Source organism: Curtobacterium sp. MCSS17_005, assembly GCF_003234225.2.
In the GTDB taxonomy this organism is placed as follows: Bacteria; Actinomycetota; Actinomycetes; order Actinomycetales; family Microbacteriaceae; genus Curtobacterium; species Curtobacterium flaccumfaciens.
Genome location: NZ_CP126258.1, coordinates 1099351 through 1124954, shown reverse-complemented (window position 1 = coordinate 1124954; position 25604 = coordinate 1099351). Strand labels below are relative to the sequence as shown.

30 protein-coding genes are annotated in these 25604 nt (G+C 69.5%); 10 read left to right on the top strand and 20 right to left on the bottom strand.

The features are described 5' to 3' along the window. Positions 1–143 precede the first annotated feature (143 nt). The 6 genes from DEJ20_RS05500 to DEJ20_RS05475 form a co-directional block, all read right to left on the bottom strand. Entirely contained in the window at positions 144–359 is a 216-nt protein-coding gene (locus tag DEJ20_RS05500) for an excisionase family DNA-binding protein (RefSeq protein WP_111235314.1), read from the bottom strand. A 118-nt stretch (positions 360–477) separates the two neighbouring features. Beyond that, on the bottom strand, positions 478–816 hold the full coding sequence (locus DEJ20_RS05495) for a hypothetical protein (protein WP_111235315.1): 339 nt from the start codon (positions 814–816) through the stop codon (positions 478–480). A 47-nt stretch (positions 817–863) separates the two neighbouring features. Next, the gene (locus DEJ20_RS05490; protein ID WP_146245429.1) at positions 864–1337 is read right to left on the bottom strand and encodes a hypothetical protein; all 474 of its coding nucleotides are present in this window, start codon (positions 1335–1337) and stop codon (positions 864–866) included. A 52-nt stretch (positions 1338–1389) separates the two neighbouring features. Then, positions 1390–1845 (bottom strand): hypothetical protein, encoded by a 456-nt coding sequence (locus DEJ20_RS05485; RefSeq protein ID WP_111235317.1) that lies wholly within the window; start codon positions 1843–1845, stop codon positions 1390–1392. Position 1846: 1 nt separating this feature from the next. Beyond that, on the bottom strand, positions 1847–2074 hold the full coding sequence (locus DEJ20_RS05480) for a hypothetical protein (RefSeq protein WP_111235318.1): 228 nt from the start codon (positions 2072–2074) through the stop codon (positions 1847–1849). Then, a complete protein-coding gene (locus DEJ20_RS05475) occupies positions 2071–2307 on the bottom strand; it encodes a hypothetical protein (protein WP_111235319.1) in 237 nt (78 codons plus the stop codon). Before DEJ20_RS05475 ends, DEJ20_RS05480 begins: the two co-directional genes overlap by 4 nt. 114 nt (positions 2308–2421) lie before the next feature. On the opposite strand from DEJ20_RS05475, the gene DEJ20_RS05470 reads away from it, so the two are divergent. From DEJ20_RS05470 to DEJ20_RS05450, 5 genes are all read left to right on the top strand, one after another. After that, complete coding sequence (locus DEJ20_RS05470) at positions 2422–2571, top strand: hypothetical protein (RefSeq protein WP_181431544.1); 150 nt, start codon at positions 2422–2424, stop codon at positions 2569–2571. A 74-nt stretch (positions 2572–2645) separates the two neighbouring features. Beyond that, a complete protein-coding gene (locus DEJ20_RS05465; protein ID WP_258377159.1) occupies positions 2646–3380 on the top strand; it encodes a DUF2511 domain-containing protein in 735 nt (244 codons plus the stop codon). 18 nt (positions 3381–3398) lie between these two features. Continuing rightward, the gene (locus tag DEJ20_RS05460) at positions 3399–3947 is read left to right on the top strand and encodes a PH domain-containing protein (RefSeq protein ID WP_111235320.1); all 549 of its coding nucleotides are present in this window, start codon (positions 3399–3401) and stop codon (positions 3945–3947) included. 763 nt (positions 3948–4710) lie between these two features. After that, positions 4711–5727, top strand: a complete 1017-nt coding sequence (locus tag DEJ20_RS05455; RefSeq protein ID WP_146245430.1) for a hypothetical protein — start codon at positions 4711–4713, stop codon at positions 5725–5727. A gap of 919 nt (positions 5728–6646) precedes the next feature. Further along, positions 6647–7375: a DUF2511 domain-containing protein gene (locus tag DEJ20_RS05450; RefSeq protein ID WP_258377160.1), complete on the top strand. Its 729-nt coding sequence runs from the start codon at positions 6647–6649 to the stop codon at positions 7373–7375. Positions 7376–7429: 54 nt separating this feature from the next. On the opposite strand, the gene DEJ20_RS05445 is transcribed toward DEJ20_RS05450, so the two are convergent. The 4 genes from DEJ20_RS05445 to DEJ20_RS05430 form a co-directional block, all read right to left on the bottom strand. Next, positions 7430–7762, bottom strand: a complete 333-nt coding sequence (locus tag DEJ20_RS05445) for a hypothetical protein (protein WP_111235322.1) — start codon at positions 7760–7762, stop codon at positions 7430–7432. A 348-nt stretch (positions 7763–8110) separates the two neighbouring features. Continuing rightward, positions 8111–8401: a DUF1905 domain-containing protein gene (locus DEJ20_RS05440; RefSeq protein WP_111235323.1), complete on the bottom strand. Its 291-nt coding sequence runs from the start codon at positions 8399–8401 to the stop codon at positions 8111–8113. Between the two features lie 277 nt (positions 8402–8678). Continuing rightward, positions 8679–9632 carry an endo-beta-N-acetylglucosaminidase H gene (locus DEJ20_RS05435; protein ID WP_111235324.1) on the bottom strand — a complete coding sequence of 318 codons (954 nt, stop codon included), beginning with the start codon at positions 9630–9632 and terminating at the stop codon, positions 8679–8681. A 56-nt stretch (positions 9633–9688) separates the two neighbouring features. Further along, positions 9689–10690 carry a glycoside hydrolase family 38 C-terminal domain-containing protein gene (locus tag DEJ20_RS05430; protein ID WP_349814998.1) on the bottom strand — a complete coding sequence of 334 codons (1002 nt, stop codon included), beginning with the start codon at positions 10688–10690 and terminating at the stop codon, positions 9689–9691. Here DEJ20_RS05430 and DEJ20_RS05425 point away from each other — a divergent pair. Beyond that, a complete protein-coding gene (locus tag DEJ20_RS05425; protein WP_258377161.1) occupies positions 10593–11198 on the top strand; it encodes a LacI family DNA-binding transcriptional regulator in 606 nt (201 codons plus the stop codon). The two genes, DEJ20_RS05430 and DEJ20_RS05425, sit on opposite strands and share 98 nt — an antisense overlap. A 228-nt stretch (positions 11199–11426) precedes the next feature. Here the strand turns inward: DEJ20_RS05425 and DEJ20_RS05420 are convergent, their stop codons facing one another. Next, positions 11427–12257, bottom strand: coding sequence for an AraC family transcriptional regulator (locus DEJ20_RS05420; RefSeq protein ID WP_111235325.1), 831 nt, complete (start codon positions 12255–12257; stop codon positions 11427–11429). Positions 12258–12389: 132 nt separating this feature from the next. Here DEJ20_RS05420 and DEJ20_RS05415 point away from each other — a divergent pair, with 132 nt between their 5' ends. From DEJ20_RS05415 to DEJ20_RS05405, 3 genes are read left to right on the top strand one after another with little or no spacing between them, the layout of a single operon-like run. Then, entirely contained in the window at positions 12390–13958 is a 1569-nt protein-coding gene (locus tag DEJ20_RS05415) for a sensor histidine kinase (protein ID WP_111235326.1), read from the top strand. Between the two features lie 39 nt (positions 13959–13997). Beyond that, the gene (locus DEJ20_RS05410; RefSeq protein ID WP_111235327.1) at positions 13998–14660 is read left to right on the top strand and encodes a response regulator transcription factor; all 663 of its coding nucleotides are present in this window, start codon (positions 13998–14000) and stop codon (positions 14658–14660) included. Between the two features lie 30 nt (positions 14661–14690). Next, entirely contained in the window at positions 14691–15548 is an 858-nt protein-coding gene (locus DEJ20_RS05405) for an EamA family transporter (protein WP_111235328.1), read from the top strand. Positions 15549–15616: 68 nt separating this feature from the next. Here the strand turns inward: DEJ20_RS05405 and DEJ20_RS05400 are convergent, their stop codons facing one another. Together DEJ20_RS05400 and DEJ20_RS05395 are read right to left on the bottom strand one after the other, a co-directional pair. Then, positions 15617–15769 (bottom strand): hypothetical protein, encoded by a 153-nt coding sequence (locus DEJ20_RS05400; protein WP_163343414.1) that lies wholly within the window; start codon positions 15767–15769, stop codon positions 15617–15619. 101 nt (positions 15770–15870) lie between these two features. Continuing rightward, positions 15871–16200, bottom strand: coding sequence for a hypothetical protein (locus DEJ20_RS05395; RefSeq protein ID WP_111024186.1), 330 nt, complete (start codon positions 16198–16200; stop codon positions 15871–15873). Positions 16201–16457: 257 nt separating this feature from the next. Here DEJ20_RS05395 and DEJ20_RS05390 point away from each other — a divergent pair, with 257 nt between their 5' ends. Further along, a complete protein-coding gene (locus tag DEJ20_RS05390; protein ID WP_146245431.1) occupies positions 16458–17039 on the top strand; it encodes a hypothetical protein in 582 nt (193 codons plus the stop codon). An 18-nt stretch (positions 17040–17057) separates the two neighbouring features. On the opposite strand, the gene DEJ20_RS05385 is transcribed toward DEJ20_RS05390, so the two are convergent. From DEJ20_RS05385 to DEJ20_RS05355, 7 genes are all read right to left on the bottom strand, one after another. Beyond that, positions 17058–18725, bottom strand: coding sequence for a dipeptide ABC transporter ATP-binding protein (locus DEJ20_RS05385; protein ID WP_111235330.1), 1668 nt, complete (start codon positions 18723–18725; stop codon positions 17058–17060). Continuing rightward, entirely contained in the window at positions 18722–19288 is a 567-nt protein-coding gene (locus DEJ20_RS05380; RefSeq protein WP_111235331.1) for a GbsR/MarR family transcriptional regulator, read from the bottom strand. Before DEJ20_RS05380 ends, DEJ20_RS05385 begins: the two co-directional genes overlap by 4 nt. Continuing rightward, the gene (locus DEJ20_RS05375; RefSeq protein ID WP_258377162.1) at positions 19285–20694 is read right to left on the bottom strand and encodes a serine hydrolase; all 1410 of its coding nucleotides are present in this window, start codon (positions 20692–20694) and stop codon (positions 19285–19287) included. The genes DEJ20_RS05380 and DEJ20_RS05375 overlap by 4 nt, the downstream gene beginning before the upstream one ends. Positions 20695–20764: 70 nt before the next feature. Beyond that, on the bottom strand, positions 20765–21655 hold the full coding sequence (locus DEJ20_RS05370; RefSeq protein WP_042538539.1) for an ABC transporter permease: 891 nt from the start codon (positions 21653–21655) through the stop codon (positions 20765–20767). Next, on the bottom strand, positions 21652–22593 hold the full coding sequence (locus tag DEJ20_RS05365) for an ABC transporter permease (RefSeq protein WP_027464675.1): 942 nt from the start codon (positions 22591–22593) through the stop codon (positions 21652–21654). The genes DEJ20_RS05370 and DEJ20_RS05365 overlap by 4 nt, the downstream gene beginning before the upstream one ends. Further along, a complete protein-coding gene (locus DEJ20_RS05360; protein ID WP_111235332.1) occupies positions 22593–23987 on the bottom strand; it encodes a M14 family zinc carboxypeptidase in 1395 nt (464 codons plus the stop codon). The genes DEJ20_RS05365 and DEJ20_RS05360 overlap by 1 nt, the downstream gene beginning before the upstream one ends. 8 nt (positions 23988–23995) lie before the next feature. Then, the gene (locus DEJ20_RS05355) at positions 23996–25582 is read right to left on the bottom strand and encodes a peptide ABC transporter substrate-binding protein (protein ID WP_258377163.1); all 1587 of its coding nucleotides are present in this window, start codon (positions 25580–25582) and stop codon (positions 23996–23998) included. Positions 25583–25604 lie beyond the last annotated feature (22 nt).

The window sequence follows — 25604 nt, the reverse complement described above, 5'->3', positions numbered from 1 at the left end:
GACGCTGAAGCCGAACGAGGGTTTCTCGTCGCGGTGGTCAGGGTTCGGGCAACTTGCCTCCCACTGGTTCGGGGCGGTCCTGTGCGCATCAAGAGCGGTGGCCCATTCGACTGCAATCGCAGGAGGCGCCGGCCATGCCGAGCTCACGACTGCTGCTCCGGCGTGAAGGTGTGGGCCTCGATGTAGGCGTCAAGCTGGTCAGGGCTGAACAGCGTGTGGAGGCCCAAACGGGTGAAGCCGATCTTCTTGCCTGTGACGAGTCGACGGACTTGCCGGTCCGTCAATCCGAGGTAGGCGGCGGCCTCGGCGTAGTGCAGCCAGTTGCGCGCTGGCGCTGGGGAGTTGTTGAGGGATGCCACGGCTGGCTCCTGTCAGGTGATTCGACCGGAGCGATGCACGCGCGTGAAGCACGCAAATTCGCCGCCCGGCCCGGTGGAAGAAGGACCTGAGAGGCGGCGGGTTGGCGAAGAGGAACTACTACGCCAGCCGAGCCGCCAGGACGGCGTTCGGAGCGTTGGGGCTAGCAGGACGAGCAGCGGGGCGTGCAGCGGGCACGCGGAGAGTCCTGCCAGCGGCGACGAGCACGACCAGCACCCGCAGCGCGTGGCGCAGCCGGGCGTTGAGGCGATTGATCCTGTCCTGCGTGCGCTGGTGGGCACGCAGCATCTCGGCGACGGCGCGCTCGGTGAAGACAGCATCCGACAGCTGCGAGAAGACGACGGCGAGTTCAGGGAGCAGCCGCGGGGCGCGCCCGATAGACGCCGGTCGGGCTGTGGTGGCGTTCCGCCCCTGCCATGCCGTGCTTCCGTACTTCATCCATCTCACCGCCTCTCTCGTCGTGGGGATCCTAGATCACGTTAAATTTATTCGAGCTCGACCCAGCGGTTTCGCAGCCGCATCGGCCGGTGGTGGAGGCCGTCAGTCGGTTCAGCGTCGAGCGTCACGGAGACGCCATGCATGTCGCTGGTGCAGTCCACCGCTACGAGCAGGTCGAGCCCGCGCACGGGCACCTTCGCGTTCCAGGACTGCGGGTAATAGAGCGACTGAAGCGACTTGGCCACGGTCCACCCGGACATGTACGGCAGGACGCCGCGATCCGCCCACACGGCGATGCGCATCGCAGCGTCGAACACGATGCCCTGACACGGCACGCGTTCGGCAGAGAGGTCTGCGCGCAGTCGCATGGTAGCGAGCTCCACGCGGCTCAGGTGGCGCATAGGGCTGTCGCCCGGCGCGGTCGGTACCGGGTCGAGGTTCAGCCAGCTGCGCTTCCAGTTCCACAGCGCGTGCAGCGCGTCTAAGGGACGCTCTGGTAGAATATTTGATGTCACGGTCAAGTCCCTCCGCCGCCCCGACTCTTTTCTTGGGAGTCGGGGCGGTATTCTGTGGCTAATATTTCTTGCTCAGCGCTGGATAGCGGACCACAAGGCTTCTGTACGCGCCGTAGGGGTCCTCGGCCTTTTCGGCCAGCCACTCGGCCTCCCGGGCGAGCCGTTCGAGCTCTTCGATCTTCTGCTGCGCCCGGCTGTGCAGCGCGGTGTAACGAGCGGCGACTTGCTTCAGGTCCGTGCGGCTCTCGTGATCCAGCGCGTACTCGACCTCTTCGCGGACGGACTGCTCGACCTGGGTGGTCTCTCGCGTCAGGGCCGTTCCCCGTTCCACGAGTGCTTGGGAGCTACCGACCAGAGAGTTCTCATAGACGCGCACGCGGCCGAACACGGCGTCGTCCACGCGCTTGATCTCGGTCTGCTCTGCGACCGAGTTGGGGTAGCTCTCCTCGCGAGCGTGGATGCGGTAGACCTCCGGGTCGGCTGCCACGGCTGGGCTGTAGTCGAAGACGGGCATGTCAGGCTCCGATCCGGCGCGCGGGGCGCTTGGCCAGGTCGCGGATGCGGTCCCGGGTGCTGGTGGCCTGGTCGGTTCGCTCGAACGCAGCGCCGAACGCACGCTCGGCGGCGTCCAGCTCGGCGCGCAGTTCCTCGGCTGCACCGCGGTAGTCGCCGGCCTTCTGCCGGAGGTTCTTCGCTGCACGCGGTCCGCCGTAGGCGGGGTATGGGGTGGTGGTGACGGTCATCGGTCTTCCTTCTGGGTTGAGCGGTCGCGAAGGCGACCGCGGGTCTTGGTCGGGCGGAGTGTTTGCGCGACCTCGGGGAAGAGCACCCCGAGCGTCGTCAGGTGATCCACCAGCGCGGTGCGCACGATAGTTGCCTTCGAAACGCCGCCGAGACGCACCATCAAATCCAGTGCGTCGACTACTTCTGTAGGCACGGTGGTGCGCAGTTCCGCTTCGGATTGACGCATTGCCATGTGCTGCCCTTTCCTTTGGCTGTAGCCTTCACGGTACATACTTGCGGCAGCACCGCGGGGCGAAAGGGGCATTTTTCTTTTCGCAACTATCGACAATGACGAAAGGCAATCCTCGTGAACACCAACAGCGAACGCGGCACCGAGTACACCGGCGACGACAAGGAGCGAGCGAAGCGCCCGCTCACCGTGCAGGAGCAGGCGAGAGCGATGCGGCGTGAGGGGCTAGCCAGCGGCAACGCGACGCCGGACAAGCACCCCAGCTAGAACAGGCCACGCGGCCAGCAGCACCCGCAGACGAGGGCTATCGAAAGCGGACTTTGAGCCATACTCTGCTCCGTGTGAACAAGCACCTCTCCTTCATCGTTACGGCGCTCGCGGCAGTCAGCATCGTTGCGAGCACGGCAGCGCTGCCGTCGGGCACGGCATCAGCGGCCCCTACCCAGGCCACGGCGGCCGGTGAGTCGACGCCCGCGGCGACCGCGAAGAAGTCGAAGCGGATCAAGAAGGCAGAGAGGCGCGTTCTTGCTGAGCTGTCCGACGCCCCGATCTGGGAGGGGCTGACGGTCAACGGCGTGAAGGTCAGCAAGCGTGTGGTCTGCGTGGATCGCACCTGGGCACCGGACGGCGGACCCGACGACAAGGGCGGGAACGCCGGATACGTCGTCGTGAAGTTCCCGAAAAAGAAGAGCGGGAAGATCAAGCTTGGCGACCCGCAGGACGGCGCGTGTGCGGACTACGAGCCCACAGCTGCAACCGCGGTCGCGAAGGTGCATGTACCTAAGAAGCTCAAGAAGAAGAGGGGCCTGCTGGTCAGCACCAAGTTCGGAGACGAGTGGCCGCTGACGGTGCCTTACGCGGTTGTGCGCTGCAAGAACATCACCGCGGGCGGCATGGATCTGAACGTCGTGACGCTCAAGGCTCCCGACGGCACTCGCTACGCGGTCAACGGCACCGCACAGGACCACACCTCCTACCCGGAAATCGATCCCATCTGGGCACCTAATCCTGACGTCGACGGATTGAGGATCGACATCTCGCCCGTGATCAACGCAGGCCTGAAGCTCTGCGATTAGTCAGAAGGAGTCATCACCATGGCACGAGAAAAAATTGAACTACGCTCCGATATCCAGGCCGCGAAGGATCGCGCGGGTACCACAGCTGGCGGCGGTCGCGAACTTCGCAAACTGGAATCGCACCTCTGGGAGGGAGAGACGGTCGAGCACGTCTCAACCGGCGTGTATGGCGAAGGTCTCGGGATAGTCGCACTTACTGACCGGCGCTTGCTGTTCTTAAAGGACGGCGTGATGAAGCAGGTGTCCGAAGACTTCCCACTTGATCGCGTTAGCTCTGTTCAGTGGAACTCTGGAATGTTGACCGGCTCCATAATCGTTTTCGTCTCGGGCAACAAAGCTGAGATTAAGAGTGTGGGGAAGCAGGTCGGCAAGCTGATCGTCGATACCGTGCGCGGGCGAATCAGCTCGAAGGGTGCACCCGCTTCGCCCGCGCCCGTCGCGGTCCCCGAAGCATCGGCCGACGACGTGTTCGTTCAGCTTGAGAAGCTTGGAGCGCTACGCGACGCTGGCATCGTCACAGCCGAAGAGTTCGATGCCAAGAAGGCAGAGCTCCTGTCTCGCCTGTAGGAAGCTCAGAGGAACTACTGCCCCTCCGAAAACCCCTCCTACCGCGCTCCGCCACCCCCGACCGAGCCAAACCGACGTGAACCACCGCAGTTCTCGCGAATGTCCGAGAATGCGGGCGAGAACAGCCCTACGAGGGCCTAGGCGGTTCACGTCGGTTTATACTGGTAATGCGTAAGGGACGTTCTTCCAAACTGGCTACGCGGGTTCGATTCCCGTCATCCCCTCTCTTGTGCCTACTGGGAAGTAGGCCGTCCAGGTCACGGACGCTCAGGCCGAACCACTCCGAAACTCCTCTGTGTGGTTCAACGCGTGGCGGGGGCCCAGCCCCCGGATGGGTGCCAGGCGACGGAGCGCAGCCGCTGTAGGTTGTGAGGAGCAGTCCTCACCTTCCATCATTAGGAACGCAGCCATGCCTTCGGACACCGATGTCCCGTCGCCCCCCACACCCGCGAGCGCCCCTGACGCGGATTCGGAACATTCGAAAGCTGACGAAACTCAGCCGAACGGACCCGACTCGCCGCAAGTTGAAGGCCCTACGGCGGAGCTCCCCGAAGCCAGCGCCGACGCGACCTCAAAGACAACGGATCCCAATAAGAAGCCGCGGAGGACGCGGACGCCTCGGTCCTACCCAGCTGCGTCTTTCCTCGAGTCTTTGCCTCTGGCAGAGGCCATCCAGCGATACGCCGCTGGTCAACGTGTGCGGAGGCTGACGCTCTTCGACCAGATGGGACGCTCGGCGGATTCTGGCACTAGCCGACAGCTGGTGACGAACTCCTCCCAATACGGGCTGACTAAGGGGAGCTATCAGGCTGAGTTCTTGGAGCTGACCGAAAAGGGTTCACTGGCATCAGGCGACGAGTCCCTCGGCCAAGCCAAGCTGGCAGCGCGGCTCCAGCTTGCCATCGCGGACGTCGTGCCGTTCAACGCACTGTACGAACAGTTCAAAAACAACCGCATGCCTGCCGCTTCAGTCATGGTCGACTTTGTCGTGGAACAAGCCCTTACGTCGAAAGCACACTCGAACGAGTGCGTTGAGACGTTCCTCGCGAACGCCCGTGACCTCGGACTACTCACGACGTACGCCGGTGCCGAGCGACTCCTCACCTTCGAGATCCTCCTGGACGAGGTCGCTGAAGAACTACCGGAGGACGACGAGAACGATGCGGACGAAGCTGAGGCTGATCTGCCGCGCCGAGAGTTCCACCGGGCACCCCCGGCACCCCGCAAGAGTGCCAAGTCGCCCGCGCAGGTGATAGCCAACGCCGCTGACCTCACGGATGTTTGCTTCTTGGTGACGCCGATCGGGGATGAGGGGTCGGAGCAACGGATGCATGCGGACCTCATGTTGGGCTCTCTCATCGAACCAGCGCTGGAGACGCTTGGGCTGCGCATAGTCCGCGCAGATCGCATCAGCACACCGGGCATGATCACTGCTCAAATCATTGACCATCTCGTTCGAGCTCCGCTCGTGATCGCGGACCTTTCCTTCGGCAATCCGAACGTGTTCTACGAGCTTGCTCTGCGGCACGCGAGTCGGCTACCGGCGGTCCAGCTAATCCGGTCGGGCGACCACCTACCGTTCGACGTCGGGCAGTTCCGCACTGTTCCGATCGATATGACGAGCATCTTCACGCTGGTGCCACAGATCGACACCTATAGGGCGGAGATTGCTCGACAGTGTCGGGCGGCGCTCAGCGAGCACGGTGACGCAGAATCGCCCCTATCCCTCTTCTACCCGAGATTCTGGGATCAGTACGGGGATCACACCTCCGCGACGTAGGCCTCGAACCGAGCGATCTGGTCGTATCAGTCGGTTGGGTAGAGGTGTCAGTAGATGGTGTCGGTCGTGGAGACAAACGCGTGCCATCCATCGGCTGACCTCGTACGGCTTGAAGCCCGCGGCGGGCAAGAGTGAAGCGTACGTGTGTCGTAGATCGCGGAAGCGCATGTGTTGCTTCACACCCGGCTGCTGGGCGGCAGGCACGAGGTAGTAGGCGCGTACCCCCCCCCCCGTCGATGTTCCGGGATCAGTCAAGCCGACGAGAGCCGTTGCCGCTTCCCAGAACAGCGCGTCGGGGTCGCTGCTGTTTGGGATGCACGAGCAGGTACTCGCGCAAGTCAACGATGAGCGAGCGCGAGAGTAGCGGCACGTTCCGGGTTGAACGAGCGCCCCTATTGGAGATGCCCACCTGCCACTCGCCATTCACGCGCCGGATAGAGGGCCCAACTTCTACGTACCCGGCCGAGAGGTTGAGGTCGCGGATGCGTAACCCTTGCAACTCGGTGGCTCGTAGCTCAGTGCCCGCCGCGAAGCGGATCAGCAGCCCTCACGGCGCTCACTCGTCCAACTCCTTTGGTACCTGCTACCCCTGTGCTGCGATCAGGAACAACGGCGCGAACCCCTCGACATTGGTGGCGCATGGGACGTCCACGGCGTCGTATGGTTGTAAGCAATCAGCCGTTGTCGCAGCGCGAACCGGAACACCGTGTTCAGCGCGGTGAAGGAGCTCCTCACGGTGGAAGACGTGCTGCCGGACGTGATGAGGTCAACACTCCAGGCCTCCACCTACTGAGAAGTGCCGGTCGAGATGCTGCAGCCGCAAGCCGGACAGGCGCCCCAGCTAGATCCGGCGCTATGGGTGCCGAGAACCAGGCACAAGGGCTATCGGGAGCCGACTCTGAGCCATACTCTCGTTCGCGTGAACAAGCACCTCTCCTTCGCCGTCATGGCGCTCGCGGCAGTCAGCATCGTCGCGAGCACGGCAGCACTGCCGGCGGGCGCGGCGTCCGCTGCCCCTACCCGGACCACCGCGACCGGCGAACCGACGCCCACGGCGACCGCGAAGAAGTCGAAGCGAATCAAGAAGGCCGAGAAGCGGGTCCTCGCTGAACTGCCCGATGCGCCGATCTGGGAGGGCCTGACGGTCAACGGGGTCAAGGTCAGCAAGCGTGTGATCTGCGTAGACCGCACGTGGGCTCCGGGCGGAGGACCGGACGACAAGGGCGGCAACGCCGGGTACGTCGTCGTCAAGTTCCCCAAGAAGAAGAGCGGCAAGGTAAAGCTCGGCGACCCGCAAGACGGGTTCTGCGCCGACTACGCGCCCCCTGCTCCGGCGGCCAAGGTCCACGTTCCGAAGAAGCTCGAGAAGAAGAAGGGCCTGCTGGTCAGCACCAAGTTCGGAGACAAGTGGCCGCTGACGGTGCCCTACGCGGTCGTGCGCTGCAAGAACATCACCGCGGGCGGCATGGATCTGAACGTCGTGACACTCAAGGCTCCCGACGGCACCCGCTACGCGGTCAACGGCACCGCACAGGATCACACGTCGTACCCGGAAATCGACCCCATCTGGGCACCGGATCCTGACGTCGACGGGTTGAGGATCGACATCTCGCCCGTGCTCGAAGCGGGCCTGAAGCTCTGCAAGTAGCACGGGACCGGTCCGTCTGCACGGTTTGACTCCGGCGACGGATGCCCGCCAGCCTCAGAGCGCTCCGAGCGGCGCTTCTCCGACTTCCTGCCGCAGCATCCGGTACTGCTGCTCCCAACCGGGAGTGCCGCGTCCAGCGACGTGCAGTGCGGTCCGGACGACTCCGAGCGCACGGTCGAGTGCACCGGACTCGTCGTCCGCGTCGACACCGATCGAGAAGGTGAGCGTGCCGGTCGACAGGTCAGCGGTCAGGTCCTGGTCGTGGACGTCGTCGAGGTCGAAGAGTGCGTCCGCGATGGCGTCGAAGTCCGCTGCGAGGGCTGCGCGCGGATCGTCCGTTGCCCCGAGTTGCGCCACGCACTCGAGCCGCACGAAGTAGTTCGTCATCACGTTCTCCTGTCCTCACAGCCCGTTCGCGCGAGCCGATACTTCAGATGCACAACGTACCAGGGGTTCGACGGCGTCAAGTGGACCGTGTGCAGGTGTTCGCCGCACGGGCAGTACGCCTTGTAGTACTTCCTCCCCTTCGCGAAGCGCCATCCCCGTGCCTCTGCCCCGCGCATGACCAGTTCGATGTCCTTCTTGGGATGTCGTGGTCGTTCGACCATCGCCACCTCCCCTCCACGCCTTCGACGGTAGGGAGCAGGACCGCGACACCGGGGCCCACCGTCGATGCCTGTGGGGAGCATCGCGATCGACGGACCTGTGGAGGAGTGATGGTCGGTGGCACGCGCGTCAGGGGCCGGCGAACTCCAGGGTGATCTCCGGGGAGTCGCCGAGATCCACCCGGGCACGCTTCCGCTCCGCCGCACGCAACGGCACGAGGTACCCGCCGTCCTTCGGGAACAGCGACGTCGTCCACGTCACCGAGCCGATCGTCACGCGCGCCGGGATCACACCCCACCCGTAGGTGAGCACCGGCGCGAGGTCAGCGATGACCTCGGCAGCGTCCGGCGGCACGACGGCGAAGAAGAACGGTGACGGGCCGCGCCACTCGATCACCTCGCCGCGGAACTCGAGCTCCATGCGGCGATCGTACGGCCGCGGACCTCGCACGGTGCGAGGGGCGCCGAACTCCGTGCGAGGTTCCGCACTCGGTGCGACGGGCGCGGGCTCGCACCGAGTGCGCAACCTCGCACCAGGCGAGCCCTGGGCCCCGCCCTCGCACCAGGCGAACCCGGGGCCCCGCCCTCGCACCACGCCGCGGGAGCCCGCCCAGCGGGACCCGGACGACGGACGCGCCCCGTGCCTCCAGGCCGGAGCCGGGGAGCACGGGGCGCGAGCCGCCGTCAGGACGCGAGCGTCAGCGGTACGACGCGGCCTGTCCGTACAGCACCTCGGTGAAGGAGGAGACGTAGGCGGACTCGTCGCCTCCCGGCAGGTTGTACGTCATGAAGACGCCGTAGCCGTCGGCCTTCGTGCGCTGTGCGAGCGACACCGCCGTCGCCGGCGGGGTGTTCTGGATGTCGACCGCGGCGGCGGAGACCTTCGACTTCGGCAGGCCGGGGATCGTCGGCGCCGTGTAGGTGCCGTAGTAGGGGTTCCAGGCGTAGTCGAGCTTCCCGCCGATCGACGGGCTCGCGGTCTTCAGGGCGTCGGAGGACGGGCCGATGTCGTAGAACGAGATGATCTTGCCCGGCATGTCCGCACGGAGGGCACTGATGAGCCAGCCGATGGACTGCTGGTTCGGCTGCGGGGTGCCGTTCGCGCCGTAGTCCGAGTACTCGTCGTCCAGGTCGACGCCGTCGAGTCCGTACTTCTTGACGGTCGCCGAGACCTGCGCCGCGAAGTCCCGCGCCGCGGCCTTCGTCGGGAAGTTCGCCAGTCCGGCGCCCTGGTGGTTGCCGAGCACCGAGAGCGTGACCTTGATGCCCTTGGCCTGCAGCGGGCGGATCTGCGTGGCGGCCTGGTCGAGGGTTCGCTGCACGTTCTCGTTGTTGTACAGCACCGCCTTGCCGTCCTCGTAGTTGATGTTCGCGGCGAAGATGATCGCCACGTCGAACGCGTTCGCGCCGTTCTCCAGCGTGTACCGCCCGACGTTGGCGAGCTCGTCGTTGTTCACCTCGACGTAGGCGATGCTCGTCGGCCCCGACTTGGTGGGCGCAGCGTGGTGCCCGTGACCATGACCGGAACCGTGTCCGTGCCCGTGGCTGGACCCGGACGAGGAGGGCGCCGCGGACGCTGCGGCGGGCACCAGTGGTGCCGCGAGCATGGCGACCAGTGCGGTCGCGATGCTGAACTTCGTGGACTGCTTCATGTGGTTCCTCCTTGGGTGGGACGGGCGGTCGGTCGGTCGGTCGGTCAGTCGGTCGGTCAGTTGCGCGGGAACCGGAAGGTGCGGACCTCGTAGGCGTCGACGGCGAACGAGGACGCGGCGAAGTCGGCCGACGCCTCGGCGTCACCGAGCGGCTCTTCGAGCAGCGTGACCTCGGCAGCCGGCCCGAACGCAGCACCGTCGGCCGAGACCGCGATGCCCCCGGTCCCCCGCTGCCCGGACGGCTCGTAGACGCGCACGACCAGGTCACCCGACCGGTCGTCGGCGAGCTTGACGCTCGACAGCACGACGTCGCCCGACACCTGCACGAGCGGCGCGAAGCCGTGCGCCGCGGTGATGGTCCGCGCGCCCGCGTTCATCCGCACGCCGGCCGACGTGGCTCCGAGCTGGTCGGTGCCGATGACGATGCCGTACCGGTGCGTCTGCACGCCCTGGTCGGTCTCGGGGTCCGGGAACCGCGGTGCCCGCAGCAGCGACAGCCGCACGGTGGTGGTGACGTGCCCGTCGACGGCGTCGCGCGTGGTGTCGAAGCCGTGGATCGAGTCGTTCACGAGGGCGACGCCGAAGCCCGGCTCGGACACGAGCACGTAGCGGTGCATCGAGGTCTCGAACTTCGCGGCCTCCCACGAGGTGTTGGTGTGCGTCACCCGCTTCTGCGCGCCGAACTGCGTCTCGGCGACGGTGTGCTCGGCGCGGACGTCGAGCGGGAAGGCCACCTTGAGGGACTTCTCGGTCTCGTGCCAGTCGGTCACCTGGTCGAACTCCAGGGTGCGCGACCCCGGCGCCAGGACGATCTCCTGCGTCACCGTCGAGTCGCCGAACGCCCGGGACACGACGACCCGTGCAACCCCGGACTCGTCGACCGACGCGGCCAGCCCGGTGGTCGACACGAGGTCCTCGACGCGGTTGCGGTAGTACCGGTCGACGTCCCACGCGTCCCACATGTTCGGGAAGTCCTGGTGCAGCTGCAGCAGGTTCGCCGCCTGGCCGGCCGCGATCGCCTCCCGCCCGCTCGTCTGGATCGACGACTCGGACGCCACCGACACCGTTCTGCGGTACCTGCACGCCCTCGGGCACCGACGCATCGCGCACGTCGCCGGCCGGCCCGAGTTCGAGCACACCGCCATGCGCATGGACCGGCTCCGGGCGTTCGCTGCCGACGAGGGGCTCGACGACACGGTCTCGGTACCGACGGACCACTCGGCCGAGGCCGGCGCCAGCGCCACCCGCACCCTGCTGTCGAGGAGCATCCGACCGACCGCGATCGTCTACGACAACGACGTGCTCGCCGTCGCCGGGCTGGGCGTGGCGAGCGAGATGGGCGTCGCGGTGCCCGGCGACGTCTCGATCGTGTCCTTCGACGACTCGGCGATGATCCGGCTCGTCCGGCCAGCGATCACCTCGCTCACCCGCGACACGGTCGAGCTCGGACAGCGTGCGGCGACCCTACTGCGCGCGCAGATCGACGCCAGCGCCCCGCTCCCCTCACGCCCGGGCCCCTCGCTCACCCTGAGCGTCCGCGAGTCCACCGGCCGCGCCCCCGCCTGACCCGCTCCGGAGGTCGGCGCCGACGACTCGCTCCCGCTCCCGCCGCCGCTCCCCCTCCCGCTCCCGAAGCGCGGCGCGGCTGCCTGGATCTGGCGCGCACACACCGGTCGGCGACGGGACGACGTGGTCTTCTCCGCGCCGTGACGGTTCTGGTTCACGAAACCCGAGGATCGTGAACCAGAACCGTCATCGATGCGAAGCGGAACCTCCTACACCCGCGGGCAACGGTCACCGGCGGTTCGTCGGGGGTCGGACCCGCTCGAGAGCCCGCCGCATGGACGACGTCGTGCTGAAGCCGAAGCGGGTCGCGACGTCGGACGGGCGGTCGCCTCGGGTGAGTGCGCTCCGGACGGCGAGACTGCGGTACCAGCGGCCGAGCTGCGCGGGCGAGCAACCCGTCACTGCGGCGCACCGGCGCTCGAGGGTGCGCTCCGACATCCGGACACCGACGAGGAGGGCCTGCGGAGACGACGGACCGGCCGGATCGAACAGGCGGTCGAGGACCCGCGCGAGACCGTTGTCGCCGAGCATCGGGGGCGGGTTGTCGCGGAGCACCGTCGTGACGACGAGCCGTGCGAGGGCCTGCTGCTGCGCGCCGTGCCACCTCCCGCCGTCGAGGTGCCCGACGTGGCGGAGCGCGAGGCCGACGTCGGGCGAGGGAGCCCCGGGCGGACCGGTGGTCGCGACGGGTGGGAGTGCGAGGACCTCGTCGGCGAGCGGGCCGAGCGTTGCGGCGCCGACGAGGACACCGGTCAGCGCGAAGAGCGCCTCGTGCGGGAACGCGTACGTCTCCGCGACGCGGGGCGGGCCGGAGCGCTCGGGGCCCGTGCTGATCGTGATCGTCGCGTGCCCTTCGACGAGGGCGGCGGTGCCGGCGTCGACGATCGCGATGTCCTCTCCGTGCCGGACCCACACGGAGCGGGACCGCGTCGCCACCCAGACGTGGGTGCCCGTCGGTTCGACGTCGAGCGTCCACGCCTCGTCGTCGGACCGGACCTCGGTGCCCGGCCCGACCTGGAGCCCGACGGCGTCGATCAGTGCTCGGAGCGCGTCACCCATCCGACGAGCGTGCTCCACGGGCAGGACGCGCGGACGTGGATCGGGCGACCTGTGGAAGAGGGGGGATAACCCCACCCGGGGTGGGGAGAGGGCAGGATGGGGGAACGGCTCCGCGATCGCGAGGCTGGATGCATGACCGACACCGACCGCCTCGACCAGGCGCGAACCGTCCCGCTGGACGACGTCACGCCTTCGCCCGACCAGGCCCAGACCGTCCCGCTGGGCGACTCCGTGCCCCCTGGAGCCACCAAGCCGATGCCCCAGTACCCGCGCCAGCACCAGCAGGACCCCCAGGACGCCCCGCAGTCCCCGCCGGCGTCGTGGAGCGCCACCCCGCGGGTCGGGTCCGGTCCGGTCGGTGGTTCCGGTCGCGGGTCCGGCATGACCGCCGGGCAGTTCTACCGTGACGCGTGGAAGCGCCTGCCGCGGGACTTCGGCTACATGGCGCTCACCGCCGTGCTGCTCTGCACGCTGTACTTCGCGTTCCCGACGGCGATCTTCGGTGGCGGGTTCCGCGACCTCTTCAACCCCTTCGTCCTGCTCATGTTCTTCATCGCGCTGTTCGTGGCGCGGTGGCTCGGACAGTTCGAGAAGCTCCGCATGAGCTGGGCCGACCGACGCCCGATCCGCCCGGTGGACTGGACGCCCCGCTGGCAGCAGAACTGGTGGACCCGCACCGGCTCGGCCGTCGCCAACCCGCACTACTGGCTCTACCTGCTGCACGCCGCGGTCGTGTACCCGCTCGTCGCGGTCTTCACCGTGGGCGCCGGAGCCCTGCTGTTCGTCGGCTTCCTCTGGCCCGTCGGGCTCGCGGTGGTCGCGTTCGCCAACGGGCTGAGCGCGCAGTACTTCGGTTGGGACACGACGGCCGTCGTCGGGTTCGGCGCCCTCGGGTTGCTGTCGATGGCCGCATCGGTCGTGCTCTTCCCGCTCTGGGCCCGCGGATCCGTCCTGGCGCACTACTGGGTCGACTTCGGCCTGCTGGGCGGCTTCCGAGCCGAGCAACTCGAGCAGCGTGTCGCCGGCCTGCAGGCCTCCCGCGCCGGTGCCGTCACCGCCGAGGGGCAGGCGCTCCGCCAGATCGAGCGCGACCTGCACGACGGCCCGCAGCAGCGGCTGGTGCGACTCCGCATGGACCTGTCCGCCGCCGAACGCGCCTTCGAGAAGGACCCCGAGAAGGCCAAGCAGCTCATCGGTGAGGCATCCGAGCACGCCCAGGACGCCCTCGACGAACTGCGCGCACTGTCACGCGGCTTCGCCCCGCCGATCCTGCTCGACCGCGGACTCGTCGCGGCGCTCGAGGCACTGGTCGCCCGCACCCCGATCCCGGTCGGTCTGGACGTCCGGCTACCCGAGGGCCTGGAACTCGCCACGGAGATCCAGCGCAACGTGTACTTCACGGTGAGCGAGCTGCTGACGAACACCATGAAGCACGCCGGCGCCACCACTGCCGGGGTGTACCTCGGGCTGGTCGTCGACGCCTCGGGCCTCTGGTACCTGACGGTCAGCGTCACCGACGACGGCCGGGGTGGCGCACGACCGCAGCAGGGCCACGGGATCGAGGGCCTGATCGGCCGCATGCGGGCCCTCGACGGCGACCTGGTCGTCTCGAGCCCCGAGGGCGGCCCGACCGAGGCCACCGCCCGGATCCCCCTCGGTGCCCTGAACGGCGTCCCGACGGCGGCGAACCAGCGGTCGTGACCCCACGGGGGCGCCCGCGCTCCCACTAGGCTGGTCGGCATGACAGACGGCCCGGATGCAGCACGCATCCGGGCCGTCGTCGTCGACGACGCCATCCTGCTGCGCGAGGGCCTGGCCCGCGTGCTCGACGAGGCCGGCATCGACGTCATCGGGCAGTACTCCGACGCCCGGGCCTTCCTGGCGACGCTGCCCGAGGGTGCACCCGACGTCGTGGTGATGGACGTGCGGATGCCGCCGACCTTCACCGACGAGGGTGTCCGCGCCGCCGTCGAGACCCGCCGGATCGCTCCACGGACGGGTGTGCTCCTGCTCTCCCAGTACGTCGAGGCCACCTACGCCGAGGACGTCCTCGCGGCCGGCGCGACCGGCATCGGCTACCTGCTCAAGGACCGCGTCACCCGGCTCGAGGAGATCGACGACGCCGTCCGCCGCATCGCCGCCGGGGGCACCGTGCTCGACCCCGAGGTCGTCACGCAGCTGATGAGCCGCCGCCGCGACCCGCTCGCAGCCCTGACCCCGCGCGAGCGTGACGTGCTCGGGCTGATGGCCGAGGGCCGCACGAACGCCGCGATCGCCCGCGCCCTGGTGATCGGCACCGGAGCCGTCGAGAAGCACGTGTCGAGCATCTTCGGCAAGCTCGCGCTCGAGGACACCGGAGAGGACCACCGCCGCGTCCTCGCCGTCCTCGCCTACCTCGGATGAGCCGAGCCCGAGGATGAACCGAGCCCGAGGATGAACCGGGTCCCCGCACCCCTGCTGGCCCTCACCGCGATGGTGTCCGTCCAGCTCGGCGCCGCGATCGCGAAGACCCACTTCGACGACGTCGGCGCGGTCGGGGCCGCCACGCTCCGGCTCGTCATCGGCGCCGTCGTGCTCGCCCTGGTGGTCCGTCCCCGCGTCCGGCACTGGACGCGGGCGCAGTGGCTCGGTGCGGTCGGCCTCGGCCTGGCGCTCGGCGGCATGAACGTCTTCATCTACCTGTCGTTCGCGAGCATCCCGATCGGTGTCGCCGTGACGATCGAGTTCCTCGGGCCGCTCGCCTTGTCGCTCGTGCACACCCGGCGCTGGCGCGATGCCCTGTGGGCCGTGCTGGCGCTCGCCGGGGTCGTGCTGCTCGGCGTCGGTCCGACCGCGGTGACCGAGGTGGGTGGGGTCGCCTGGGCGGTCCTGGCCGCCGGAGGCTGGGCGGGCTACATCGTGATGAACCGGCACGTCGGTGCCGCGATCCCCGGCGTCGACGGGCTCGTCGTGTCGATGGTGGTGGCGATGCTGGTGTCGTTGCCGTTCGGGCTCCGGTCCGCGGTCGACGGCGTCCTGCGCGAACCGACGCTCCTGCTCGTCTTCGGTGCCGTCGCCGTGCTGTCCAGCGTGCTGCCGTACGCCCTCGAGATGCTCGCACTCCGCCGGATGCCGACACGGGTGTTCGGGGTGCTGCAGAGCCTCGGCCCGGCGATCGCCGCCTTGGCCGGCCTGGTGGTGCTGGCCGAGGGGCTGTCGGTGCTCGAGACGGTCGCCCTGGCGTGCGTCACCGCCGCGAGCGTCGGCGTGACGCTGTCGGCACGTCGCCGGCGCGGCGGACCGGTGGGGTGAACGAAGAGGAGGCCCGGATCACGTCCGCCGACGGCGGTGCGTGATCCGGGCCTCCTGGAGAAGACCGTCTACTCGTCGCGCAGGAAGTCTGCGTACGTGGGTTCCGACTGCTCGCCCGACAAGAGGGACGGATCGTTGATCCGACGCTCGACGTAGGCGCTGATGACCTCGGGCGGGGTGAGCACGTGGGCGACCCAGGACGGCACCGCTGCGTTCTTCATGGTGCCTCCTTCGTGAGTACGGATCCGGACCGATTGCCTCGATCAGTGAGTTACTTGCTGAACCCGCGTTCGCTAAACCATCCTCGGGGTGCGGGCGGAAGTCAACGCAGTGCGTTCTGCGGACTCCGGTTCGCGCTGTCCCGGTCGACACGGAGCGTGCGGTGCTTCACCGCGGAGCGCCACACCCACGCCTCGGCCTGCTGCCCGAACTGCGCCCACTCCACCAGCACGGCGTCGCGGGTCCAGCTCTTCGCGAAGGCCTTCACCCGGACATGGAAGGTCGGGAACTGGATCCACGCCCAGACCGGCTTCGGGGTGACGGCGTGGCAGACGTCGCCGCCGCGGGCATCCTCGGACAGGGAGTACGCGCGCGGACGCTCGACCTCCGGGTGCTCCGGGGGCTGCCACCGGTTCTCGCGACGCCGTCCCACGACGGTATTCGAACGTGTGTTCGAACGACAGTCAAGTCGACCGCGTCGTGTGGACGACGACCTGGCGTCGGACGGGCGTGTCGTCGGCGGGCGGCGAGCCGGGGCGGATGGGCACGCGTTCCCACCTCGTTGACGGTTCTGGTTCACGATCCCCGGGCGGCGCGAACCGGAACCGTCATCGCGCGGACACGAACGTCCGTCCCTCGCCGAGCGGAGGGGTGTTCCGCTGGCGGGGTCCCGGGGCATAGTGTGCGGGCATGCAGAGCAGCACGGGGGTACGGGTGGTGTCGGCGGCCGCGGTGGTGGCGGCGCTGGTGTTCGGAGCGGCCGGACTGGTCGGGACGGTCTGGTTGGCTCCTTGGGACCTGCCCCGCGGGCTGCTCCTCGGCGCCACGGTCGTCGCCGGCATCGCTGCCGTCGTCGTGCTCGTCGCCGCGGTGCGCGCTCGAGACCGCCGGGCGCTCACGTTCGCGGTGTCCGTGCTCGCGTTCGCGCTCGTGTCGCTGGTTCCCGGACTGTTGATCGATGTGTTCCTCGTCGTCGCGCAGGCGGCGCTCGTGGTCTTCGGCGTCATCACCGTCCGGAGTGAACCGGGTGCGCACCGGGCCTTCGGATGGATCGTCACGGTGGCGGCTGCAGCGTGGTTCGTCACCGCACTGCTGTCGGAGACCGTGCTCCTCACAGCGCTCCCGCAGGAGTCGCTCGGTGTCGCCTTCGCGGTCCCGGGCCTGCTGCAGACCGTCGCCTACCTGGCCGCGGCCGTGCTCGTCGCCGTGCCGCTGCTGCGCCCGGTGGGCCGCGGGGCCGGCGTGCTGTGGGCCTCGGCCGAGGTGCGCTGAGCCGGACTCCCGCCCGCCTCAGCCCGCGCTGGCCGCCAGGCGCTCGGAGCGTCGGCGTGCCTGCTCCGCGGGGTCCGGCACCGGGGCGGCCTGGATGAGCCGTCGTGTGTACGGGTCCTGGGGCGAGCGCAGGATGGCGTCGCGCGTCCCGTGTTCGGCGACCCGGCCGCCGTGCAGCACGACGACCCGGTCGCACAGGGTGTCGACCACGGCGAGGTCGTGCGTGACGAACAGGCACGCGAACCCGAGGCGCTCCTGCAGCTCGCGGAACACGTCGAGCACGCGGGCCTGCACCGACACGTCGAGCGCGCTCGTCGGCTCGTCGGCGATCAGGAGCGCGGGGTCGAGGGCCACCGCGCGGGCGATCGCGACGCGTTGCCGCTGGCCTCCGGAGAGTTCGTGCGGGTAGCGCTCGGCGTACCCGCCGTCGAGACCGACGTCGGCGAGGAGCCGCTCGACACGCTCCTCGACCTGCACTGCCGGCAGCCGGAGGATCTGGCGGAGCGGCTCGGCGACGGTCTGCCCGACGGTGTACCGGGGGTTGAGCGACCGGAGCGGGTTCTGGAACACCACGCCGACGTGCTGGCGCATCTGCCGGCGGGCGGCTCGTCGTGCGCCGGCGACGTCGGTGCCGTCGACGACCACCGAGCCGGAGGTGATCGGCGCGAGGCCCACCGCGGCCCGGCCGATGGTGGTCTTGCCGCTGCCGGACTCCCCCACCAGGCCGACGATCTCGCCACGGCCGACGGTGAACGACACGTCGTCGACGGCACGGAAGCGCCCGCGCAGGGCGCCGCCGTACTCGACCACGAGGTGCCGGACGTCCAGGACGGCGGCCGGGGGCTCCGTGGCGGAGCCGAGCCGGGCCTCCAGACCGGACCCGGTGCCCATGCGCGGGACCGCAGCGAGGAGTTCGCGCGTGTAGTCGGCGGACGGTGCGGCGAAGACCGCCTCGGCGGTGCCGGTCTCGACGACGCGTCCGCGGCGCATCACGACCACGCGGTCGGCGAGGTCCGCGACGACACCCATGTCGTGGGTGATGAGCAGGATCGCGGTGCCGGTGCGCTCGCGCAGCGCGCGGAGGACGTCGAGCACCTCGGCCTGCACGGTGACGTCGAGGGCGGTCGTCGGCTCGTCCGCGATGAGCAGGTCCGGATCGGCGGCGAGCGCCATCGCGATCATCACGCGCTGGGCCTGCCCGCCGGAGAGCTCGTGCGGGTACTGGGCCAGGCGGCGTTCGGGTTCGGGGACCTCCACGGCGCGGAGCAGCTCGAGCGAGCGTTCCCGGACGGCGGCGCGGTCGTGCTGGCCGTCGGTGCGTCGGACGGCCTCGGCGAGCTGGAACCCGATGGTGAACACCGGGTTCAGCGCCGCGGACGGGTCCTGGAAGATCATCGACACGCTGCGGCCCCGGACCGACCGGAGGGTGCGCTCGTCGGTGCCGATGACCTCGAGGTCGCCGAGCCGGATGCTCCCCGAGGCGCGCGCACCGTCGGGGGCGATGCCCATCGCGGTCATCGCGGTCATGCTCTTGCCGGAGCCGGACTCCCCCACGACCGCGACGACCTCGCCCCGGGCGACGGTGAACGAGGCGTCGTCGACGGCGCGGACCACCTCGCCGTCGACGTCGACGTCGAAGGTGACGGTGAGGTGCTCGACGGTCAGGACGTCGGTGGTGCCGCTCATGGGGTCTCCGGGGGGTCGGTGTCGTCGCGGGCGGCCTTGAAGGCCTCCCACTCCTCGAGCATCTTGCGGTGGTAGCCCTGCAGCCACTGCATGTAGTCGCGGCCGTTGAGCAGACGCTCACGGACCTCGGCGTCCACGTCGCCCGTGCCGGTGCGGCCGGCACCCTCGACGACGGCGAGCCCGCGGCCGATGATGTCGCGCTGCCGGTCGAGGTACTTCCGTTCGCTGGCGAGCCAGGAACCCCAGACGTCGGCCTCGGCCCGGAAGTAGTGACTGCGCTCGCCGGGGACGATGTGGCGCTTCACGAACCCGGAGTCGACGAGCCGTCGGGTGGCCATCGACACCGACCCCGAGCTGGCACCGAGCGCTGCCTGCAGGTCCGACGACGACGAGTGCGGTGCGCGGGTCATCATCAGGTAGCCCAGCACCCGGGCGTCGGTGAGGGGCATGCCCGCGCCGTCGTTGAGCATCAGGGCGAACTCCTCGACGAACGCCTGGCGCTCCGGTCCGAGCAGCCGGTCGTCGTCGGGGGCCCCTTGGGCGGCGCCCCTGTCGTCCGTCACGAGGCCAGCCCGGCGGCCACCTCGGGTCGCTCGTCCGGGATCGACCACGGCTCCTGCGACATGCCGCCACCGCCGCGGATCGCCCGCACGGTGCCGTCCTCGTCACGCGTGTAGGTGATGTCCTCGTCGACCGAGCCGAAGCGGTTGCCGTGGGTCATCCGCAGAGTGTCGGCGTCGACGACCTCGAGCCGGGTGGGGGTGTCCATCGGCTCGGGGCCGGACGGGTCCACCTCGACGAGCCGGTCACCGATCCGGGCGACGTCGGTGACGCCCCACGGGTTCGCGAAGCGTCCTGTGAAGGCGGCGGCGTCGACGTCGTCGGGTACCGGGGTCCCCGGGGCGTCGGCGTCGGCCGCTGCGTCGAGCATCGCGATGACCGCTGTGGCGATGAGCGTGGCGGGTCCGGCGGCGGCACTCGTGAGCACGGACACGACGAGTCCGGACGCCGGGTCGAACATCGACTGGGTGATGTGGCCGGGGAACCCGCCCGAGTGGCCGCGGATCTCCCGTCCGCCGATCCGGTCGACGATGAACCCGGCACCGTAGCCCCGGGCCGCGGGGTCGTCGGTGGCGCTCCAGGCCTTCCGCTGCGCGAGGCGCTTGGAGTGGTCGTCGAGCAGGGTGCCCTGCCCGATCACGTGCTGCGAGAAGTAGCGGACCAGGTCGGACGCGGTGCCGTGGAACCCGGTGGCGGCGGCCATCGCGCGGGTGTCGACGTGGTCGATGCGCTGCCGGTGCCGCGCGGTGTGGAAGCCGGTGTACCCGACCACGAAGTCGTCGGCGCGTGCGGGGTCCCAGTCGGGGCCGGTGTTCCGCAAGCCCAGGGGTTCGGTGATCGACTCGCGCACGAAGTCGTTGTACGACTGCCCGGACACCGCCGCGATGACCAGGCCGAGCAGGGAGTAGCCGAGGTTCGAGTAGTTGAACGACGAACCGGTCGGCACCTTCTGGCCCCGGTCGAGCACGAGCGCCAGGAGTTCCTGCTCGTCGGGGAACGGGCGGAGCAGGGACCAGTAGTCGCCGTCATGCCCGTCGCGGATGACGCCGGCCCCCATCTCCATGAGCTCGCGCAGGGTGGCGTCGGCGAGCGGCGAACCGCCGTCGACCAGTGCCGGGACGTACGTGCCGACGGTGTCGTCGAGCCGGAGCGACCCGCGCTCGGCGAGCCGCAGCAGGGCCGTCGCGGTGAAGGTCTTCGAGTGCGAGGCGATGCGGAACAGGTCGGTGGTGGTCAGGCGGCGCCCGGCCTCGACGTCGGCGTAGCCCCAGGCCTCGTCGAACAGGACCTCGCCGCCGTACCCGACGGCGACCTGCACGCCGGGCACCCGCAGCTGCCACACCTTGTACGACACCCACTCACGGATGTAGGGCAGGGTCTTCCGGTACGCGGAGAGGGTGTCGGTCACGGTGGTCCTTTCGAGAAGCGGTGGTTCGAGTCTGGCGCGTCGATCGCTGCGGCGTCCGCCGCGACGCACGTCAGCGCCGACGCGGGTCGAGTGCGGCGCGCAGCGTGTCGCCGAGCGCGATGACGGCGAGCACGGTCACGGCGAGGAACGCCGCCGGCGCGATGAGCATGTGCGGGGCGCGGAGGAACTGCGAGGTCGCCGCGGACAGCTGCAGCCCCCACGAGATCGCCGGACGCTCCAGCCCGATGCCGAGGTAGGTCAGCGACGACTCGGACACGATGACCCCGCCGACGGTGATGGTGGCGAGCACGAGCAGCGGCGAGATCGACGACGGCAGCACGTACCGGGTGGTGATCCGCCACGTCGACAACCCCATCGTCCGGGCGGCGAGCACGAACTCGGCACCCCGGACGCTGCGGACGCTCGACCGCACGAGCCGGGCCATCGTCGGCCACCCGAACAGCGCGAGCACGAGCGACACCGTGAGCACCGACCGCTCCCCCACGCTGTTCAGCACGACGACGGCGCCGAGCAGGAACGGGAACCCGAGGAACACGTCGGTGAGCCGGGCGAGGACGGCGTCGACCCACCCGCCGACCATGCCCGCGACGGTCCCGACGACGACCGCGACCATGCCGGCGAGCAGGGTCGTGAGCACCGCGACGGCGATCGACGACCGGGTGCCCCAGATGACGTTCGCGTACACGTCGCAGCCCTGCAGGTCGAAGCCGAACGGGTGCCCGGCGGTCGCTGACGCCCCGCTCCGGCCGAGGTCGCACACCCGGGGGTCGCCGTGGCCGAACAGGCCGGCGAAGAGCTGCGGGAACGCCGCGATGAGCAGGACCACCACGAGCACCGACGCGGGCACCCAGAACCCCGGCGTCCGGGCGGCGGCGAGCAGTGGCCGGCGCCGGACCCCGACGACGGGTTCGACGGTGGCGCCGAGGGCTTCGGTGGTCATCGGGAGGCTCCTGTCCGGACGCGCGGGTCGAGGGCGGCGTGCAGCAGGTCGACGAGCACGCTCGTGACGAGGAACACCAGGATGAGGGCGGTCGAGATGCCGACGACGACGGCGCCCTCGTGCGAGCGGATGCCCTGGAACAGCAGGTTCCCGACGCCCGGCAGGTTGAAGATGCCCTCGATGATGACGGTGCCGCCCATCAGGTACCCGAGGTCGGTCGCCAGGTAGGTGGCGGTGGGGATGAGGGAGTTCCGCAGCACGTGCACGCCGACGATCCGGCCCGGCGCGAGCCCCTTGGCGCGGGCCGTCCGCACGTAGTCGGCGTCGAGCGTCTCGATCATCGACGTCCGGGTGAGCCGGGACACCGCGGCCAGGCCGAACAGGGCGATCACGAACGCCGGCAGGACGTACGCGGTTGGCCACCCCGCGGTGACACCCGCGACCGGGAACCAGTGCAGCCGCACCGAGAACACCAGCTGCAGGGCCACGCCGAGCACGAACACGGGGACCGCGCCGACGACGATGGTGCCGACGAGCACCGTCTTGTCGAGCACGGTGCCGCGCCTGAGCGCCGAGACGACGCCGAGCCCGATGCCGAGGACGATCTCGAGCGCCCACGCGCTCAGCGCCAGCGTGATCGTCACCGGCCACCGTGAGGCCATCTGCTCGCCGACGGACTGCCCGTTGAAGTCGGTGCCGAAGTCACCCCGGAACAGTCCGCCCAGGTACTGCACGTACTGCAGCCACAGCGGCTGGTCGAGGTGGTACTCGGCCCGCAGCGCCCGCACGACCGAGTCGGTCAGGGGGCGCTCGCCGCCGAGCGCCTTGATCGGGTCGCCGGGCAGCGCGAACGTCATCGCGTAGATCAGGAAGGTCACCCCGAGGAACACGATGACCAGGCCGCCGAGTCGGCGACCGACGGCGAGCGTCGGACGCATCACGCGCCTCCCGACACGGCCGCCGACACCGGACGGGAGGCGCGGGTCGGGTCCGCCACGTGCGCCGCGCAGGCGAGGATCGCCCCGTACTGCACGCCCACGAGCTTCCCCACCGGGATCGGCTGCGCACCCGTCGACGCGTCCGCCTGCCAGTGCGCGTACCGCTCGGCCAGGCGGTCGCGGAGCCGCCGGAGCGGCGCGGACGCCGTGCCGGCGGTCGTCTCCGCCTCGACGGCGCGCAGGAGCATCCCGCCGTAGCGCAGGCGGAAGCAGCGGACGAGGTCCTCGCAGCCGAAGCGCTCCGCGACGGTGGCCGTCCGGTCGGCCGGTTCCCGTTCGGCCCGGCGGCGGTCGGTGTCCGCCATCCCGACGAGCATCGGCACGAACGCCCGGGAGGCCTCGACGAACGGGGACGGGATCGAGAGCATCGGAGACGCCTCGTCGAGGAACGCCTGCAGCTCCGCACCCGAGGCACCGAGCTCGTCCGCGCACCGACGGAGCAGGTCGGCGTACGGCTCGCCGGTCGGGGTCTGGTCGTCGGCATCGGGGTGGCTCCAGTACGGCAGCTCGGCCACCATGCAGAGGGCGCCGTGCCGCATCGCCCACGCCGCGCTCGATCCGCCGTGGATGTGCTCGCCGGGGTCGACGCCGAGTTCCTCGAGGTAGGCGTACGCCGTCTCGATGCCATCCATCGCGAACACCGCCGGGGCGAGCTCCCGCAGGTACGGCGACTCCGGCTCCCCGGTGTCGAGCGGCAGCCCGAGTGCCGCCGGCACCGCGTGCAGGGTGTCGACGACGGCGGGCAGGTCCTCGGACAGGTAGTAGTAGACGCCGCCCATCTCGCCGTTGTGCAGGCTCACGAGCAGGTCCGGCTCGGTGTCGTCGATGAGCCGCATGAACGCGAGCGTCTCGGGCAGCACCTGGTCGAAGTACACCGACTTGTAGCTGTTCGGGAACGTCCACTCGACCTGGCTGTCCGGGGCCGGCCGGTAGAAGTGCCGCGAGTAGAAGACGCGGTCGTGCGGGTCGTGGAACCACGCCTCGTTGAGCCGCATGCCGTCCGGGTCGATCGTCGGGACGATGTGCCAGGTGACGTCGAGCCCGGCCACCCGCTCGTCACCGAGGGCCGTCTCGGCGAGGTGCAGCGCCGTCCACGAACCGATCGGCTCGTTCGGGTGCACCCCGCCGACCACGACGGCCGCGTGCGACCCGGTGCCGATGCGGTAGCTGTGCAGGGGTTCGCCGAGGCGGCTCGTGCCGATCCGGGTGACCGTGACCCGGTCCGGGTGGGCCGCGGCGAGCGTGGCGAACCGGGCGTGCAGGTCGTCGACGAGCGGGAAGCCGTCGCGGTCGGGGACGTCACGGACCAGGTCGAGGACGGTGTGCTGCTCCATGCCCCGCCCTACTTCACGGCGATCTGCGCGATGACGGGGCTGCCCGCCACTGCCGGCAGCTTCGCGATCTTGTCGCTCGTGACGTACGAGTACTTGTCGAAGAAGGTCGGGACGATCGGGAAGTCCTCGAGGACCGCCTCCTGCGTCTTCGTGTAGTACCCGTTCGCCTCGTCCTGGGACCCGGCGGAGTCGGCCTTCGCGAGCAGCGAGTCGACGTCGTCGGACTGGTAGTAGCCGGTGCACGGGGAGCAGCCGCCGGCCGTGGTGAACAGCGCCCGGAGCGTGTTCTGCTGGCTGATGTACAGCGCGCCCCAGTGGCCGAAGTGCGGGCCGGCGACGGTCTTGTCGGTGAGCTCCGAGTAGTAGGACGCCCAGTCGGTGGTGGCCTTCGCCTCGGCGTCGACGCCCAGGTTCTGCCGGATCTGGTTGGCGTACGCCTCGTACAGGGAGTCGAGGCCGGTGCCGCCCGGGTAGACGAGCGTCATCGTGCCGTCGAACCCGCCGGCACTGGCGAGGAGCTTCTTCGCCGCTGCCGGGTCGAACTCGCAGGCGTCGCCGCAGATGCCCTCCTCGGTGCCGGACATCGACGGCGGGGTGAGTGCAGTGGCCGGTTCGTACAGCCCGCCGTAGATCGCGTCGTTGACCTCGTCACGGTCGATCGACATCGAGATCGCGCGGCGCACGTCGGGGTCGGAGTACCGGTCGTCCCACAGCGGGAACCCGAGGTAGTCGATGCCGGGGGCGTCGAAGGAGTGCAGGCGGTCGCCGAAGTCGGCCTTCGCGCTCGTCATCTTGTCGGTCGGCAGGAACAGCACGTCGGCGTTGCCGGCCAGGACGTCGGTGTACGCGGTGTTCATGTCGGAGTAGCTGCGGAAGGTCACCTCGTCGGTGGCGGGCTTCGTGCCCTCGTAGTCCTTCCAGGCCGTGACGGTGAACTCCTGGTCCGCCTTCCACGCCTTCGTCATCTCGTACGGGCCGTTGCCGATCGGCTTCTTGTCGTACGCCTTCAGGTCGTCGTAGGCGGCCGCGGGCATCGGGTAGAACGCCGTCTGGGCCTGGCTGAGCTGCAGGGGGAACTGGCTGTCCGCGTGGGTGAGCGTGACCGTGAAGGTGTCCTTGCCGGTGACCTTCAGCCCCGACATCTCCTTGGTCTTCGGGGTGCCCTTCGCCGGGTTGAGGTCCGTGTACCCGACGATCCCGGCGAGCTGACCGCTGTTCTCCCACGCGTTCGGGCCGTAGGCGACGTGGTTCCAGGCCTTCACGTAGCTCTCGGGCGTGACGGCCTCGCCGTTCTGGAACGTCCAGCCGTCCCGCAGCGTGATCGTCCAGGTGGTGGCGTCGTCGCTCTCGACGCTCTTCGCCGCCACGTACTGCAGGTCACCGTCGGCGTCGGTCTGGGTGAGCGGCGCGAAGACGCTCATCACCTGGTCGAAGGCCACGGTCTGCCGCCCCGGGGTCAGGTGGTCGGGTTCGCCGGTCGCGTAGACCAGGCTCGAGGGAGCGTCGTCGTCGGCCGCGCCGCCGGCCGAACAGCCGGTCGCCACCAGTGCCAAGGTTGCCGCCGCGGCCAGCGCGGCGATCGTCCTGCGTCGCATGATCTCTCCTCGATCGGGTGCG